A 16,241-nucleotide genomic window follows, 5' to 3' on the forward strand; every position below is an offset into this window, starting at 1 on the left:
TTCATGCAAACTACTCGTCTTTCCATACCCGATGTGATTCTTTTTACCCCAAAAGTATTCGGCGATGATCGCGGTTTCTTTTTTGAAAGTTTCAATGAAAGGATCTTTCAGGAACTAACCGGCTTAAAGGTTAATTTTGTCCAGGACAACCATTCCAAATCTCAAAAAGGCGTGTTGCGCGGCTTACATTACCAATTGCCGCCTAAGGCGCAAGGCAAGTTGGTGCGAGTGGTCCAAGGCGAGGTATTCGATGTGGCGGTGGACATTCGTAAGAGTTCCCCTACGTTTGGAAAGTGGGTCGGCGAGATACTTTCTGCCGAAAATAAGCGGCAAATGTGGATACCCGAAGGATTTGCGCATGGGTTTCTGACACTGTCTGACACAGCTGAGTTTTTATATAAAACCACTGATTATTACGCACCGGAATATGAGCGTTGCATTATCTGGAGTGATGCAGACTTGAAAATAGAATGGCCATTCGACGATGTGCCGCAGCTTTCAAATAAGGATTTGCTGGGCGCAACTTTCAGGGATGCCTGTTAGAGAACCTATGATTAATTCGTTATTTCGAATTTAAAGATCAGTTAAGTCAACGGTTTGTGCGCCTGTTTTTCTTGAAAAACTGCATTTAGCAGAGGTTACTTAGCCAAATATTTAAAATGTTTAATTCCACTCGGCTAGAACCGCAGCACCTAGCGTATCTTTGCCGCCTGGTTTGATTTCAATAAAAGAGGACGTTATATGAATAAAAGAGAACGCTCAATGCTCGACCTTTTAAAGAAAGGAAAGCAGGAGTATGGGTACGAAGGCATTAAAGCCGAGTTTGAAGCAGAAGGTACCAGGACAGACGAGCTGCTGAGGTTGATAGAGATCGTGCGCAGAGCCGATCTGAAAGTGGGTTTGAAGATCGGCGGCTGCGAAGCAATGCGCGATTTATTAGAGAGTAAATTGATTGGTGTGGATCATATTATTGCACCGATGATTGAGAGCACCTATGCCTTGTCCAAGTATATCGATGCCAAGAACAAGGTGTTTACTGAAGACGAGCAGCAAGATACTGATTTTTTATTCAATATCGAAACCGAGCAAGCGTTTCAAGTTGTGCAAAGCTTGGCCGATCAAGCCAGGCAAACGAACGGTGTCGATGGCATGGTATTTGGCCGCGTGGATTTTTCCTTGTCGCGAGGTTATTCGAGAGATGCCATCAACCAGCCGCAAGTGACGGAGTGTTGTATTGCCACAGCCAAAGAGTGCAAAGAAAAAGGGTTGGACTTTGTGGTGGGTGGCGGTGTTTCAATTGATGCGTTGCCGGCATTGAAAGAAATTAATCAGATTCACCTTACCCGGTTTGAAACTAGAAAAGTCATATTTTCCGGGCATTCGCTAGACAAGCCGGATATCGAAAAAGGTTTATTAAACGCTGTGCATTTTGAATTACTGTGGTTACAGAATAAACGTGACTATTACGATATTATTGCCAAGGAAGATTTGTCTCGAATAGCCATGCTTGAGGGGCGTTGGAACGTATTAAGAGATAGCAATTAATCCGGTCGACACAATGCAGAAAATTCTGGTCTTCGGCGGTTCCGGTACAATAGGTACGCGTATTTGCCAACTATTCGATACTAAGGGATGGCAGGTTTTTATAGCCTCCAGAAAGCAAAGCTCTCTTCCAGGTCATATTTTATTCGACCCATTCGATGACAATTTTAATCTATCCACGCTTAAAGCTGCGGGGCAATTTAATGCAGTATGCTGGGCTCAAGGGATGAATTGCAACGACAGTGTTTATAATGTTGATATCGATAAAAATATTGAGTTGTATAGAGCCAATTGCTTGTTTATCGTCAAGGCATTAAATATTTTAGTAAATGAAAGTTTGTTGGCTAAAAATACGCGTTTAGCTGTAATTAGTTCAATATGGCAAAATATTGCCAGGCAAGACAAGTTGTCGTATTGCATGACTAAATCCGCGTTGCATGGATTAGTTCTTTCCGCTGCAACCGATCTTGCCCGGGACGGCTATTTAATTAATGCTGTTCTGCCGGGTGCATTGGATACGCCAATGACCCATCAAAATCTTGAACCGGAGCAGCTAAATAAAATAATTGACGCCACGAAGTTTAACCGGCTGGCTACATTGGATGATGTAGCTAATATGGTTTACTTTCTGTGTTCTCCGGAAAATACCGGTATTACAGGCCAATTTATCAGTGCAGACTTAGGGTTTAGTCATGTCCGTATCGTTTGATATTCAATCGAGTATTGCAAATTATCGTGTGGTAATAAAAAATGGTGCTTTTGCCGAAGCACAGCGGCAAGATGAGAATAGAGCCGTGTTGTGCGATAACTTTTTTGAAGAGGCTTTTTCCGGGAATGCTAGGGTTATTGCCATACCGGCTAATGAAGAAACCAAGAGTCTTAAAAGCGTTCCGGATATAATCATAAAAATGCGCGACTTAGCCTTAACGAGACAAGCTAAGTTAATCGCTGTTGGTGGTGGTAGTCTGCAGGATGTCGCTACCTTTTGTGCATCGATTTATATGCGCGGTATTAAATGGGATTATATTCCAACTACTCTGTTGGGTATGGTGGACTCCTGTATCGGCGGTAAGTCGTCTATAAACGTCGGGCGTTATAAAAATTTGGTTGGAAACTTTCATCCACCGGAAACCGTTATAATCGATCCTAGCTTAGTATTATCGCTTAATGCCGAACAGAAAATCGCTGGATTATGCGAGGCCGTGAAAATTTGCTATGCCAGAGGGAGTTTGAGTTTCTCTGAATATATGCAGTTAAATCCGCAAGTGGATATGGACGTAGAACGCTATGCGGATATAATTGAATTAAGCTTAAAAGCCAAGAAATGGTTTATCGAAGTTGATGAGTTTGATAAAGCCGAGCGTTTGCTGTTGAATTACGGTCACACTTTTGGGCACGCCTTGGAAGGTGCTTCTAATTTTGAAATTAGTCATGGCATAGCGGTTGGATTAGGCATGTTGATTGCCATTAATTATGCCCAAGTGAGCGGTGGCCTGAAGAAAGCGCCGGTGGATACTCAGCAGTTGAAAGATTATGTCGTTGGTTTGTTGGATCAAATTCCAACGCTGAAAGAAATTATCCAGCGCATTGATGTGGAGAAAGTCTTTGAGTGCTTTATATCCGATAAAAAGCATTCCGCCAGTCATTTCATTATTATCAGTGTGAATAATTCCGGAGCATTAGAGCGATTATTTATCGAAAAAACCGAGATAAATATTGTCAATTTGAAATCTGCAATTAGTTCAGTCATTAGCCAGAGCTACAAGTAATGGCTTTTAATTTCGAAAAAGCGTTTGGCGCTGATTATCAATTTATATTAGATTGCCTGTTTAGTGAACAGAGCCATATTGCTGTGACCGGTGCCAGTGGCTGGTTAGGTCGTGCGACCCTGGAACTGTTTTCGGCTTTGTACGGCGATGAATTTAACGAGCGAGTATCGGCATACGGATCCCGTGAGCAGCAGATAACACTAGCTGATGGTCGTACAGTATTCGTTAGACCTTTGGTGGAAGTCACCCATCGACATACACAATACGATATCTATTTATTTCACTTTGCGTTTTTAACTAAGGATAAGGTTGGCGGATATACGGACGATGAGTATATTCGGCTGAACAGAGATATTCAGAACCTGGTGTTACAGCTCTTGAAGCAATCGCGGGTAAAAGCAGTGCTGCTGTCGTCGTCAGGAGCGGTATATGACTTTTTAAATGATAGCAATAGAGATAAGTCAGCAAATCTATACGGCAGATTGAAATATGAAGATGAATTATGCTTTGAAGAGATATGCAATAAATATGATATAAAATTGCTTATTCCAAGGATATTTAATTTAAGCGGGCCGTATATTAACAAGCTAAGTGCTTATGCCTTGTCCTCGATTATTGCGAATGTCGTTGCTGAGGAAAATGTGTTAATTCGGGCAAATAGGCCCGTGTTTCGTTCTTATATTTATATTCTGGATTTGCTGCTGCTCTGTATTCGACTGATGTTCTCGGAGAGTTTTGAAAAAGTCGTCCGTTTTGATACTTTGGGTGATGAGACGGTCGAGGTTGGCGAGTTAGCTCGACGGATTTGCAAATTATTAAATGCTACCGACCTAAAGATTGAACGCCCGAATATAATAGATGACGAAACGGATAGCTATTTGGGAAACGAGCATCCCATTAAAGATATCATAAGTGGATTCGGGTTTTCAGTAACCGGCCTAGATCGACAGATTTTAGAAACTGCCGAGTATATTCGTAAGTTGAACAAAGACAATGCATAGATGTTCGCATCAGTAATAATGGGGAAATTTTGATGAAGTTGGTTATTCTTGCGGGTGGATTGGGTACTCGTATCAATGAAGAAACCTCGGTAAAGCCTAAGCCGATGATAGAAATAGGCGGCAGGCCTATTTTATGGCACATAATGAAGTTGTATTCTCATTATGGGATTAATGAATTTATAATATGCTTGGGTTATAAAGGCTATATTATAAAAGAATATTTTGCCAACTATTTTCTGCATATGTCGGATGTGACTTTCGATATGGAGCATAACGAGATGCAGGTGCATCAAAAATATGCAGAGCCATGGAAAGTTACTTTGGTGGACACAGGCGAATTAACTATGACCGGAGGCCGGTTAAAAAGAGTTCGCGATTACGTCGGCGATGAAACCTTCTGCTTTACTTATGGAGATGGGGTTGGCGATGTCGATATTCATGCGCTGATCGATTTTCATCGTTCCCACAATAACGCCGCAACAGTTACCGCCGTGCAACCGCCTGGCCGCTTTGGGGCCTTGGAACTGGAGGGTAGCCGCATCAAAAGTTTTCAAGAGAAACCGCAGGGAGACGGCGCCTGGATCAACGGTGGTTTTTTTGTATTGTCGCCGGCCGTGTTCGATTTAATCGATAGCGACGAAACGCTATGGGAGAAGGAACCGATGGAGCGCCTGGCTAACAGCAATCAGCTGCACGCTTATTTCCATAAGGGCTTCTGGCAGCCGATGGACACTTTAAGAGATAAACAGCATTTGGAACAGCTTTGGCAGCAGCAAAAAGCACCGTGGAAGATATGGTAGAACATAGAGATTTTTGGCGAGGCAAACGGGTCTTTATAACCGGACATACCGGATTTAAAGGCGGTTGGCTGGCGTTATATTTGCATCGGCTCGGTGCGGAGATTAAAGGGTATGCGTTACCGGCGCCAACCACACCGAGTTTATTCCATGTGGCCGATGTCGCTTCGGTATTGCAGAACGTCGAGGGCGACGTTCGCGATTTGGTGAGTGTGATGGCGGAAATGCAAAGTTTTCAGCCGGAATTTGTGTTTCATTTAGCCGCGCAACCGCTTGTACGCTATTCCTATCAACAGCCGGTGGAAACCTACGCTACCAATGTGATGGGTACCGTTAATTTATTGGAGGCGGTCAGACACACCGCCTCGGTAAAGTCAGTAGTGATAGTCACCAGCGACAAATGCTACGAGAACAAGGAATGGTTGTGGGGCTACCGTGAAAACGAGCCGATGGGTGGCTTCGATCCTTACAGCAACAGCAAAGGCTGTTCAGAGCTTGTGACTGCCAGCTATCGCAATTCCTTTTTTCCCAGCGAGCGCTACGCTGAGCACGGTGTAGCTGTGGCGTCGGTTCGTGCTGGTAATGTGATTGGCGGCGGAGATTGGGCTCAAGATCGCTTAATTCCCGACATCATGAGAGCATTCATGGCAGGGGAGGCTGTTACGATTCGTAACCCTACGGCCATAAGGCCTTGGCAGCATGTACTGGAGCCGGTGACCGGCTATGTCCTGTTGGCCGAACAACTCTATAAAAAGGGCAGTCGATACGCAGAAGGCTGGAATTTCGGGCCGAGCGAAGCCGATGCGCAACCCGTATCATGGATATTGGAAAAATTGGCGGGTTTATGGGGCAATGGAGCAAGCTGGCAAATCGATGGTAGCGAGCAGCCGCATGAAGCCCACTATTTGAAGCTCGATTGCTCTAAAGCAAAAGCATTGTTGGGTTGGGTGCCGCGTTGGAGCTTATCCGAAGCACTGGCGATGATCGTCGAGTGGAATTTGGCCTATCAACAAGGCCGGGATATGCGGCAAGTCTGCGCAGAGCAGTTAGAGCAGTTTTTGGCAGCCGATCAACATTAATTTTATTGAACACAAAGATAAGACAGTGACAGAAAATACATTAAAAGCGCAGATTTTGGATTTGGTTGAACAATATGCCGCCGAACGTTATGCCGAGAAAGCTTTCGTTCCGGAGCAGTCCGTGGTACCGCCGTCAGGTAAGATTCTCGGTGCTAAAGAACTCAGTTATATGGTCGAAGCATCACTGGACGGTTGGCTAACTACCGGACGATTCAACGATCAATTCGAAAAACAATTGGCGGAGTTTATTGGCGTTAGCAGCGCGTTGACCGTCAATTCCGGTTCCTCCGCTAATCTGTTGGCTTTTGCTTGTTTGACATCCGAAAAGTTGGGCGACCGCGCCTTACAAAAAGGCGACGAAGTCATTTCCGTAGCCGCCGGTTTTCCAACAACAGTTAATCCCATCTTGCTTTACGACCTGGTCCCGGTATTTGTCGATGTGGAAATTCCGACTTACAACATCGATCCCAGTAAAATCGAAGCGGCCATCACGCCTAAAACCAAGGCCATCATGATTGCTCACACGCTGGGTAACCCATTTGATCTGGATCAAGTTGTCGATATTGCAAAAAGATACAATCTTTGGCTGATAGAAGATTGCTGCGATGCCTTAGGCACAACCTACAAAGGCCGGAACGTCGGCACCTTCGGCGATATTGGTACGCTTAGCTTCTACCCGGCTCACCACATCACGATGGGTGAGGGCGGAGCAGTATTTACCAGCAGTCGTCGCCTGAAAACTATCATCGAGTCGTTTCGGGATTGGGGCAGAGATTGTTACTGCGCCCCAGGTGTGGATAACACCTGTAAAAAGAGATTCGGCTGGCAGTTAGGCGATTTACCGGCTGGCTATGACCACAAGTACACCTATTCGCACTTGGGTTATAACTTAAAAATTACCGATATGCAGGCGGCCTGCGGCTTAGCGCAGTTAGAGCGCGCGCCGGAATTGATTGAAATCAGAAAACGTAATTTTAAATTCTTGAAACAACGCTTAGCAACTTGCGAGCAATATTTGATTTTGCCGGAAGCGACAGCCGGATCGGATCCATCATGGTTTGGATTTCCCATCACGCTGAAGGAGGATTCCGGTCACGAACGCGTGGAATTGTTGAAGTACCTGGATAAATACAAAATCGGCTCTCGCTTGCTGTTCGCCGGAAATTTAACCCGCCAACCTTATATGAAAGGCAGGCAATACAGAATTTCCGGCTCGCTGGATGTGACAGACAGAATTATGCGGCAAACGTTTTGGATCGGTATTTATCCGGCCTTAACTACCGAAATGCTGGAATTCGTTGCCGAGAAAATAGAAATATTTTTTGGTATCCGTCAATAAGTTGGCAAACAAGCAATGCAAAACAAGACTATAAAATACAGCGACTTATTGGCCGATTGGTTAAAAGAAAAAGGATATACCCACTGCTTTTACGTGGCAGGTGGCAATATCATGCATATTCTGGCTAGCGTGAATCGTCATTTCAAATGCGTTAGCGTTGTCCATGAAGTGGCCGCCGGCATTGCAGCAGAATATTTCAATGAAATTAGCGCTGATGGCAAAGCCTTTGCGTTGGTAACAGCCGGTCCTGGATTAACCAATATCGTCACCGCTGTGGCGGGTGCTTATTTGGAGAGCCGGGAACTATTGGTGATTGGCGGGCAAGTAAAGACTGCGGATCTTTGTCGGCAACAAGTGCGTCAGCGCGGCATTCAAGAGATCGATGGTGTCGATATCGTCAAGCCGATTACCTCAAAGTCGGTGCTGATGGATCGCCTGATTTCCTGCGATGAATTTAACCGGATTATCGACGCTGGGGTTACAGGCCGCAAAGGCCCGGTGTTTCTTGAACTTCCTCTGGATATTCAAGGTGCGCCAGTCGACGCGAATGATCCCTTATGCCAATTCCACGCCACGGAAATGCAGGCTCTTCCAGCTATTGGTGCAGACGAAATTCAGCATCTAATCGATGATGTTCGCTCGGCAAAACGGCCATTCTTGTTAATCGGTGCGGGTGTTGCTAGGCAGACCGTGGAGCAGATTTACGATGCTTTAGAACCGATGGGCATTCCCTTGGCAACCACATGGAATGGCGCGGACCGAGTCGCAGCAGATCATCCCTTGTATTTTGGTCGGCCGAATACCTGGGGGCAACGTTACAGCAATTTGTTGATGCAACAGGCCGATTTGCTTATCGCACTTGGAACCCGTTTAGGCTTGCAACAAACCGGGTTTAACTGGCAAGAATTCGTACCTAACGGCAGAGTAGTGCAAGTGGAATGCGACCCTACCGAGCTTAATAAAGGCCATCCCCGCGTCGATTGTGGTTTGCAAGGCGATGCCAACCAAGTACTAAAAGCCTTGGCTGCAGCCAGTCTTGGCGATCATTCCGAATGGGTGGGCTATTGCCAAAAAGTGAAAGCCCAATTGCCGTTGATCGAGCCTATCAACAACACGGCCGAGAATTATGTATCGCCCTTCGAGTTTGTCAGCCGCTTATCTGTGCATTGCCGAGAAACCGATAACGTCATTCCATGCAGTAGTGGCGGCGCCTTTACCGTGATGATGCAAACCTTTGCTCAGCAGCGTGGCCAACATATTGTTACAAACAAGGGCTTGGCATCCATGGGTTACGGTTTGAGCGGTGCTATGGGAGCGGCTTTTGCATATCCGCAGCGTAGGACCATTCTAGTAGAAGGCGATGGCGGGTTTGCCCAAAATTTACAGGAATTGGGCACGGTTGCTGTTAATAAGTTAAATATGAAAATATTTATATTTAATGATAATGGTTATGCATCTATTCGCATGACACAAAGAAACTATTTTAATGGCGCCTATATTGGTTGCGACCAGTCCTCGGGCTTAGGCTTGCCGGATTGGCTAACCTTATTCAAAGCCTTTAATCTGCCTTGTATCAAACTAGATACTAATTTTGAGCAAAACCCTGAGTTCCGACGCCTGTTCGAAAGCGATCAACCGGCTGGCTTTATTGTGCCGATAGATCCGGAACAAACCTATCTTCCCAAAATAACCAGCAGGGTAACGGAAACAGGTTCGATGCAATCAAATCCATTACATCAAATGACCCCGGATTTGGACGAACATTTGTATTCTGTAGTAGCGCAATATTTGCAATAAATATATCCAGCATGAATAAAAAATTAATCTCCGTGGTAATCCCTGCCTATAACGAGCAGGATAATGTTGATGAGTTAGCTAAACAGTTAACAGCGGTATTTGCGGAAAATAGTGCTTACGATTTCGAAGCTATTATTGTAGAGAACGGCTCCCAAGATAATACCTACGATAAACTCTGCGCGGTAAACCAAAAAGATCCGCGCTTTAAAATCGTGCAGCTGGCGCGCAATTTTAGAATGGATGGCGGCATTACCGCCGGGCTTAATTACGCAGCAGGCGATGCAGCTGTGATTATGACTGCCGATTTACAAGACCCACCGCATTTAATATCCCAGTTCATCAAAAAATGGGAAGAGGGTTATGAAAATGTGTACGGTATTGTTACTAAACGCAATGGCACGGGCTTAATTCGCCGTTTTAACTCGCAATTATTTTATTGGGTTGCCAATGGCTTGACCAATGGCATGGTCCCCAGAAATGTAAGCGATTTTAGACTGATCGATAGAAAAGTTTACGAAACCATTAATTCCATACACGAACGTAACCGGTTCATCCGCGGACTATTTGCGTGGGTTGGATACAAATCCATTGGCGTGGAGCATGAACGCGCGGAACGCTTTGCCGGCGTGTCCGGAGCGCATACTTTCAAGGTTATTGAGCTTGCTTTGAAGGGTATATTGGCTCACTCTTATGTGCCTTTAAAGATTATTACAATAATGGGTATCACAATATCTGCCCTTTCATTTGTTTTACTTGTGTGGACAATAGTAAAAGCAATATTGTGGGGAGTGCCTTTTAATGGCTATGGAACCATTATGACCGTGATGTTTTTGATGTTCGGTATATTGTTTACCATGCTGGGGATTGTTGCCGAATATATTGGTCTGATTTATGAAGAGGTTAAGCAGAGACCTAACTTTATAGTGAAAGATAAGGTTGGCCTTTGAAAAAGAGGTTAGAAAAACATAAACCTAAGCTTCGTTATTTATTCGTTGGAGGGCTTAATACATTAGTAGGTTTATCGGCATATCCAGTATTGTACTTTGCTCTTGAACAGTTTGCTTTGCACTATATGGTTATTTTAGTAATTAGCCAAGTTTTTTGTGTCATTAGTGCTTTTTTTACAAATAAGTTTCTTGTCTTTCGAACCAAGGGAAACTATATCGTTGAGTTCTTAAAGTTTTCAAGTTTTTATATGGCTTATTTTGTAATAAATGTAGCCGCTATGCCGGTCTTGGTCGAGATGGTTAAAGTGCATCCTGCGGTCAGCCAGGTGTTTATTAGTATAGGTATCATAATTACAAGTTATTTCTGGCATAGCCGGGTAACCTTTGCAAAAAAAAAGAAAAAAATAACCAATTAATGCACATATGGCTAATACTAATATTAAATACGAATCAAGAGTCTGCCCCTCATGCGGCTGCTCAGATACAGGGAATGTTTCGGTATCTTCAAAACATCCAGCTGAATACTTTGATTTAGATGATTTACAATCGCATTGGAACGGATTCTTTAAAGAAAAAGTAATTTTTTCGTATTCAAGATGTGCTAAATGCCATTTACTTTATTCCCCCACATTTTTTTCTGACGGACAACTTGAGGCTTTATACGCACAAATGCCGGATAACACTGCTGGTGTGCCGTTAGAGGCTCTGGAAAAAACGCAAAAAGGCTATTTCAATATATTAAAAGAATATAAGTTTGAAAAAGGTGGATATCTTGAGACAGGACCGGATATTGGCTTATTTACAAAGAATATTATTAGCAATCCTGCTTTGAAAAAATTTTGGCTATTTGAGCCAAACCGAACTGTTTGGCCCACACTTAGCAAGCTTGCCGACAGCGACCGTTTACATTTATCTGCTGAGATGTTTGGGTTTTCCGAGGTTCCTGATCAATCAATATCAGTTGCGGTAATGATTCATGTCTTGGATCATCTGATAAATCCTGTTGAAATTCTTAAGAAGCTTCGTATGAAAATGGCACCAGGCGCGGTGCTAGCAGTGGTCACTCATGATGAGTCGTCACTTTTGGCGAAAATAACCGGCAATGGATGGCCTGCTTATTGTTTACAACATCCGCAACTATATAGCCCTAAAACTATTAGAGCATTAATGAAAGAAGCGGGTTTTAATGTTGTGCAAGTTCAACGCACAGTCAATTATTTTCCAGTAACTTATTTGTTCAAACACCTGCTTTGGGCTTTTGGAATCAGGATTAATGTTCCCAGTTGGGACGCTCTGCAAATTCCATTAAAGCTTGGCAATATTTTAACAATCGCCTCACCGGAATAAATAGAGAATAACAATGAAAAAATATACAAAAAATCATATCATCTCTCGGCTAACCTCAGAGGGCTTGACTTTTTCTGAATTCACTTTAGTTCATGAAGGTGATTACGCGGTTGACGACGCGGATTGGAATTATAAAGATGTACCGCATCTTCATTATGTCCATGAACTAGCTGAAGCGGTACCGACTATTGTAGGCGATGATTTAATTACCTCGGTCAATATGCAAAAGGTTTTGTGTTTTAGATTTCCATTTTCACTAACAAATTTTGAGTCAGGGGAAAACTCTCAAACCTATTACACTACATGGATGTTTTATGTATTGATGATTGAAACTAGGTATGTACCATTAGGCGCTTGTAGAACACGAGTGGAAACTACTTACGCAGTGGGGTCACCAAAGTTATTAAAATGGACGTTTCCGATAATTCGCTGGATTCTTAAACGCAACTATGACAATTTGATGTCTACCGATATTCCTATGCGTACACGTAGAGGTGAGTTGCGTAGTTGGGGTTATGGTTTTAAGAAATTAGGTGCAACCTATAGTTTCGAGGAAACAATGGATGTTATGAAACCAAATGTTGTTATTCCTAAAATACAGGCAGAGAATCTAACAATAGATATCGATCAGGTGCTGCCGAGCGAAGGTGAATATATGATAGGGCGCTCGGATCATCTTGGTTTGAGATTAGTGCGCACGGAAGATACCTTGACCTTATATCCTCGTCTATGTCCACATGAAGGCGCCAATCTAGACGAAAGCAACTGTGAAGGTAAGAAAGTTAAATGTAAGTGGCATGGTAGAGCATTTGCAAAGGTAGCAGAGTTCTCGATTAATTCGGAGTCTACTCAACAGGTTGAACTAGATTATCAGCGTATCGAATTAGATAAAAATATTATGAGCATATTTTTTAAATAAATTGTCGTCTTTTTTTAACTTAATTTTATAATAATTTCTATTTAATGTATAAACTCAAACTAACAGCTATTTATGGTCATGTTTTTTTATGTAGTATTGGACTAATTGGTCTGATATTAAAATTAATTAGGGCATTATCATTAGATGGTTTTTTTTTAGACGCTCAGCTTCAGCTGTCGAACCGCTTACTACAGCCGTGGCAGGGTGTTTTGAGCTTGGGAAAAAGAGAGCAACTACTATCCTACGTTTTAGTTTTGGCTGTTATCGTTATTTATTATTTTTTTTCGTATCTTTATGTAAAAAGAGAGTCTACTTCTTTACAAAATAATATATTCGTCGAATGGCTCGGTTTGACGTGGCAAAGGATAGCCGGTTACTTGCTTAGTGTGTTCCTTATTAATGTCTTTCTGATTACTTTTTTTGATCTCAGTAGATATTATTTGGTTTTTATGACATTAATATTTTGGTTGCTGATTTTTGTTTTGCCGATACAGTTTTGTCTTAGCAACCCAAATGGATACAAATTAAAGCTAATCAATAGCTCACTTATAACTGTTTGTATTTTTGTTATAGCTCTGATTCCCTTCGTTTACTACGTTGATGGTGGTGGTCCACTAGAAAACGAGTTTCAAGATATTCAGGAACAAACTATTCTAGAGAGTGGTCAAGTCGTTGTTAACAATAAATTTATTAACGAGCACGGCATAGGTGGCTTAGTGCGCTATGATCCAGTCCAAGATCAAGGTATGGACCCTAAACAACTTCTAAATTCCGGTGTTCCAGTTAAAATGACTCCAGAGTTTCAGAGGTGGTTAAGTGAAGGTGATAGGCCTCTACGTTATTTTTATTCTCCGGCAAGTAAACGATTATATGTTTCTAGTTTTCAGGGGGATGAACGCTCTCAGTTAACAACTATTTTTGATGTTAATTCGAAATCGATATTTCGATCCGGAGCTAACGTATTCTCTTCGCAAAGATATTCGGATGAAGAATGGGACTTTGTTAGACGAAACAAGAGCGAATTGATAAATCAAGCCCTAGCTGGTCATTATTTTCATCATCATTTCGCCTTAATCGCTTCAATAAACGATTATATTTTAGGCAAGCCACCAGAGACGACCCATTACACTTATGGATGGGGAAATACGATATTTGTAGCAGCTTTGCTAAAGCTTACCGGTGGTTTTTCTTTTGAGAAATATGTACAGGTACTTTATCTATTCTATCCCGTTTATTTTTTCATGTTAGTTGGCGTTGTTTGGTTAATATTTAAAGATAAAAACTATGTGATATTAGCTTCTTTGGTCGCACTTATCTTTTTTTATGCGCAAGGTTTCGAGTCTGTACGTTTTGCCCCTGGGCTCAACCCGATCAGGCATTTTCTTGATGTAATAGTACTTTATTTACTATACCGGTATTGGGCAAATAATACGATCTTACCTCTTGTATTAGCACTTTTTGTTTGCGCGCTCGCTATTTTTGCGAATAAGGAGTTTGGGCTGGTTTTATATCTTTCAATGATGATTGGAGTATTAATCAGTAACCTATTTAAACCCCAGTCCGTGGCCTGGATATTTCTATTGCTAGCATTAATACTATGCCCGTTTCTTTGGTTTTCTAACCCGGTAAACCCATTTGGAACTTTTTCGTATGTTTTAAGCGGATTAAGTGTTCCGGATACGCCATTTTCTGTTGTTTTCGTCGTTGGGTTATTGATAAGTATAATTACGGCGTTATTGTCAATATCTAATAGAACTACTTACTGGTATCTTACCGTTTTCTGGTTATTTTATGGTGGTGCTTCACTTATATATTTCATTTGGAATCCAGCCCCTAATCATATTTTTAGCTTAGGTTCTATATTTGCTGTGTTATTTGTTTTACTGTTAAAAACTTGCATTAGTTCGTTTGGTAGTCAGGAAATTGAGCTTAAAGTTTCGAAGTTTTCTTCTATGATTCTGTTTATTGCGCTACTACCTTTAATTATGTTCTTTTTAATTCAGCAAAATGGTTATATCAATTACTTTAAAAGCCATGTTATGTATAACTGGCAGTTTGATACTGCTAAATTCGAAACAACGATGGAGCCGACACTATTTAGTCAGGCAGTTGATATTATTAAAAAATATAGTTCTGGTTCAGAGATTTACCTGATTTCAAAGTATTCTAATATATTGCCTTGGTTGTCTGGGAAGTATAACTCGGTACCTTATAACGAATTGGCGCTGGAATTGGTTTCTGGAAGAGAGGTTTTGAATACCATTGAGTTTATTTCTAAAAAGCAACCGGAATACATTTTTGTTGACACAGATATAAATCGAACTAGCTTTGGAGATGTATATAATCCGAGCAATTTATTAGTTGGTTATCTCGGAGTCGGTGGTTTATCTAGGGATAAGGCTTTGCTATTTGAAAACTTACGGCTAGTCACAGATTCTTTGTTACAAAATTATAAAGTCGTTGAATCTGGCGCTTTAGTTACTGTTTATAAAAAAGTATAAAAGGCAATTGTCGTGGTAGTTACGTTAAGACATCTGTTTTTAACGTAACGATCCTCGTAACAAATTAAGGGGCGCTATATTTTGCTAAAGCATTAATTAGCTTAATGTTGTGATGTATCTCGACCTGTTTTTGAGCGACGCACTATTACATCGGCAAGTACACCTATCACAAATGTTTGAAAAGCCAATATAAACATAATTACAGATAAACTGCCAATGTGATCTGAAACTATAATATCTCTTACTGACCTAAATATTGCAAGACATAGTACGAAAAATGATGCCGGTAGAAAGAAGTTTAGAGGTTCAAAATAAGAGGCAAGTCTTATAATCAGAATGCAAAATAGCATGAAGTCTCTGACCGGCCTAATGCTAGATTTGCCGTGTCTTTTGTGGTATTTGGTTGGGATGAATCTTATATGGTATCCGCTATAAAGAGAGGATACGGTAATAGTTGTTGTAAAGGAAAATCCCATTGGTAAGAGGTGACGAAACTCCAGATATAGGGAGCGACGGAATAGTCTTAAGCCAGAATTTAGATCCGGCACCATTACCCCGGTTAAGCCGTGAACCATTTTGCGTAATATCCATCTGGCTAAGCGTTTGAATGGGTTGCTGGAAATTCCAATGCCTTCGCGCGCGCCAACAATCATTTGAATATCCGGTTTTGTAGCTTCTAGCAGTTTTTCAAGATCACCTAACTCATATGAGTCGTCTGCATCGCAAATAAATATCCACTCTTGATGGCAATAATCAAGACCGGTACGTAATGCGGCTCCGTAGCCACGATTAACTTCGTGAGTTAGTATGGTAATGTCATCTTGTAGATCAAGAATATCAGGTGTACTATCGGAAGATCCGTCGTTGACGCAAATTATTTCGAATTTGTAGTCACCAATTCTTGCTACAATCTGTTTGATTTGGGAAATGGTTTTTTCTAAGCATCCCTCCTCATTATATATTGGAATAATGATCGCGCACGTTTTACTTGATTCCCTGGGTGGTTCGAGATGCATTGTTTTTGATATTTGTTAGTTAAATTCTTACGTGAAGTACGTAAATGGTTAGTAGGATGAGCGTAAGATTATATTATAGTGCTTTCATTCAGGCAATAATTCAGCTGTCGTTACGTTTCTAATTTACTAGTTTTTGAAGGAATTGTTGTTAATTTAGAAGCTTTAGTCTAAATTTAATATAGATATT

General features: G+C 41.8%; 15 protein-coding genes. 14 read left to right on the forward strand and 1 reads right to left on the reverse strand.

Annotation, left to right across the window (positions count from 1 at the left end; translation table 11 throughout):
* The first annotated feature begins 3 nt into the window (after positions 1–3).
* From rfbC to NP589_RS12165, 14 genes are all read left to right on the forward strand, one after another.
* Complete coding sequence (gene rfbC / locus NP589_RS12100) at positions 4–543, forward strand: dTDP-4-dehydrorhamnose 3,5-epimerase (RefSeq protein WP_256607223.1); 540 nt, start codon at positions 4–6, stop codon at positions 541–543.
* A gap of 198 nt (positions 544–741) precedes the next feature.
* The gene (locus NP589_RS12105) at positions 742–1,545 is read left to right on the forward strand and encodes an aldolase/citrate lyase/malate synthase family protein (protein WP_256607224.1); all 804 of its coding nucleotides are present in this window, start codon (positions 742–744) and stop codon (positions 1,543–1,545) included.
* A gap of 13 nt (positions 1,546–1,558) precedes the next feature.
* Positions 1,559–2,251, forward strand: a complete 693-nt coding sequence (locus NP589_RS12110; protein WP_256607225.1) for an SDR family oxidoreductase — start codon at positions 1,559–1,561, stop codon at positions 2,249–2,251.
* A complete protein-coding gene (locus tag NP589_RS12115; protein ID WP_256607226.1) occupies positions 2,235–3,311 on the forward strand; it encodes a 3-dehydroquinate synthase in 1,077 nt (358 codons plus the stop codon). Before NP589_RS12110 ends, NP589_RS12115 begins: the two co-directional genes overlap by 17 nt.
* Entirely contained in the window at positions 3,311–4,312 is a 1,002-nt protein-coding gene (locus tag NP589_RS12120; protein ID WP_256607227.1) for an NAD-dependent epimerase/dehydratase family protein, read from the forward strand. The genes NP589_RS12115 and NP589_RS12120 overlap by 1 nt, the downstream gene beginning before the upstream one ends.
* A 32-nt stretch (positions 4,313–4,344) precedes the next feature.
* Positions 4,345–5,112, forward strand: a complete 768-nt coding sequence (gene rfbF / locus NP589_RS12125; protein WP_256607228.1) for a glucose-1-phosphate cytidylyltransferase — start codon at positions 4,345–4,347, stop codon at positions 5,110–5,112.
* Positions 5,076–6,188 (forward strand): CDP-glucose 4,6-dehydratase, encoded by a 1,113-nt coding sequence (gene rfbG / locus NP589_RS12130; protein WP_256607229.1) that lies wholly within the window; start codon positions 5,076–5,078, stop codon positions 6,186–6,188. Before rfbF ends, rfbG begins: the two co-directional genes overlap by 37 nt.
* A gap of 25 nt (positions 6,189–6,213) precedes the next feature.
* Positions 6,214–7,527 (forward strand): lipopolysaccharide biosynthesis protein RfbH, encoded by a 1,314-nt coding sequence (gene rfbH, locus NP589_RS12135; protein ID WP_256607230.1) that lies wholly within the window; start codon positions 6,214–6,216, stop codon positions 7,525–7,527.
* A 15-nt stretch (positions 7,528–7,542) separates the two neighbouring features.
* Positions 7,543–9,324, forward strand: coding sequence for a thiamine pyrophosphate-binding protein (locus NP589_RS12140; RefSeq protein ID WP_256607231.1), 1,782 nt, complete (start codon positions 7,543–7,545; stop codon positions 9,322–9,324).
* A gap of 11 nt (positions 9,325–9,335) precedes the next feature.
* A complete protein-coding gene (locus NP589_RS12145; protein WP_256607232.1) occupies positions 9,336–10,271 on the forward strand; it encodes a glycosyltransferase family 2 protein in 936 nt (311 codons plus the stop codon).
* Positions 10,268–10,687: a GtrA family protein gene (locus NP589_RS12150; RefSeq protein WP_256607233.1), complete on the forward strand. Its 420-nt coding sequence runs from the start codon at positions 10,268–10,270 to the stop codon at positions 10,685–10,687. Before NP589_RS12145 ends, NP589_RS12150 begins: the two co-directional genes overlap by 4 nt.
* Before the next feature lie 7 nt (positions 10,688–10,694).
* Positions 10,695–11,618, forward strand: coding sequence for a class I SAM-dependent methyltransferase (locus tag NP589_RS12155; RefSeq protein WP_256607234.1), 924 nt, complete (start codon positions 10,695–10,697; stop codon positions 11,616–11,618).
* 13 nt (positions 11,619–11,631) lie between these two features.
* On the forward strand, positions 11,632–12,537 hold the full coding sequence (locus NP589_RS12160; protein WP_256607235.1) for a Rieske (2Fe-2S) protein: 906 nt from the start codon (positions 11,632–11,634) through the stop codon (positions 12,535–12,537).
* A gap of 44 nt (positions 12,538–12,581) precedes the next feature.
* Entirely contained in the window at positions 12,582–15,038 is a 2,457-nt protein-coding gene (locus NP589_RS12165) for a hypothetical protein (RefSeq protein ID WP_256607236.1), read from the forward strand.
* A gap of 101 nt (positions 15,039–15,139) precedes the next feature.
* On the opposite strand, the gene NP589_RS12170 is transcribed toward NP589_RS12165, so the two are convergent.
* On the reverse strand, positions 15,140–16,054 hold the full coding sequence (locus NP589_RS12170) for a glycosyltransferase family 2 protein (protein WP_256607237.1): 915 nt from the start codon (positions 16,052–16,054) through the stop codon (positions 15,140–15,142).
* Positions 16,055–16,241: the final 187 nt, after the last annotated feature.

The organism is Methylomonas rosea, from assembly GCF_024505055.1.
Classification (GTDB): Bacteria; Pseudomonadota; Gammaproteobacteria; order Methylococcales; family Methylomonadaceae; genus Methylomonas; species Methylomonas rosea.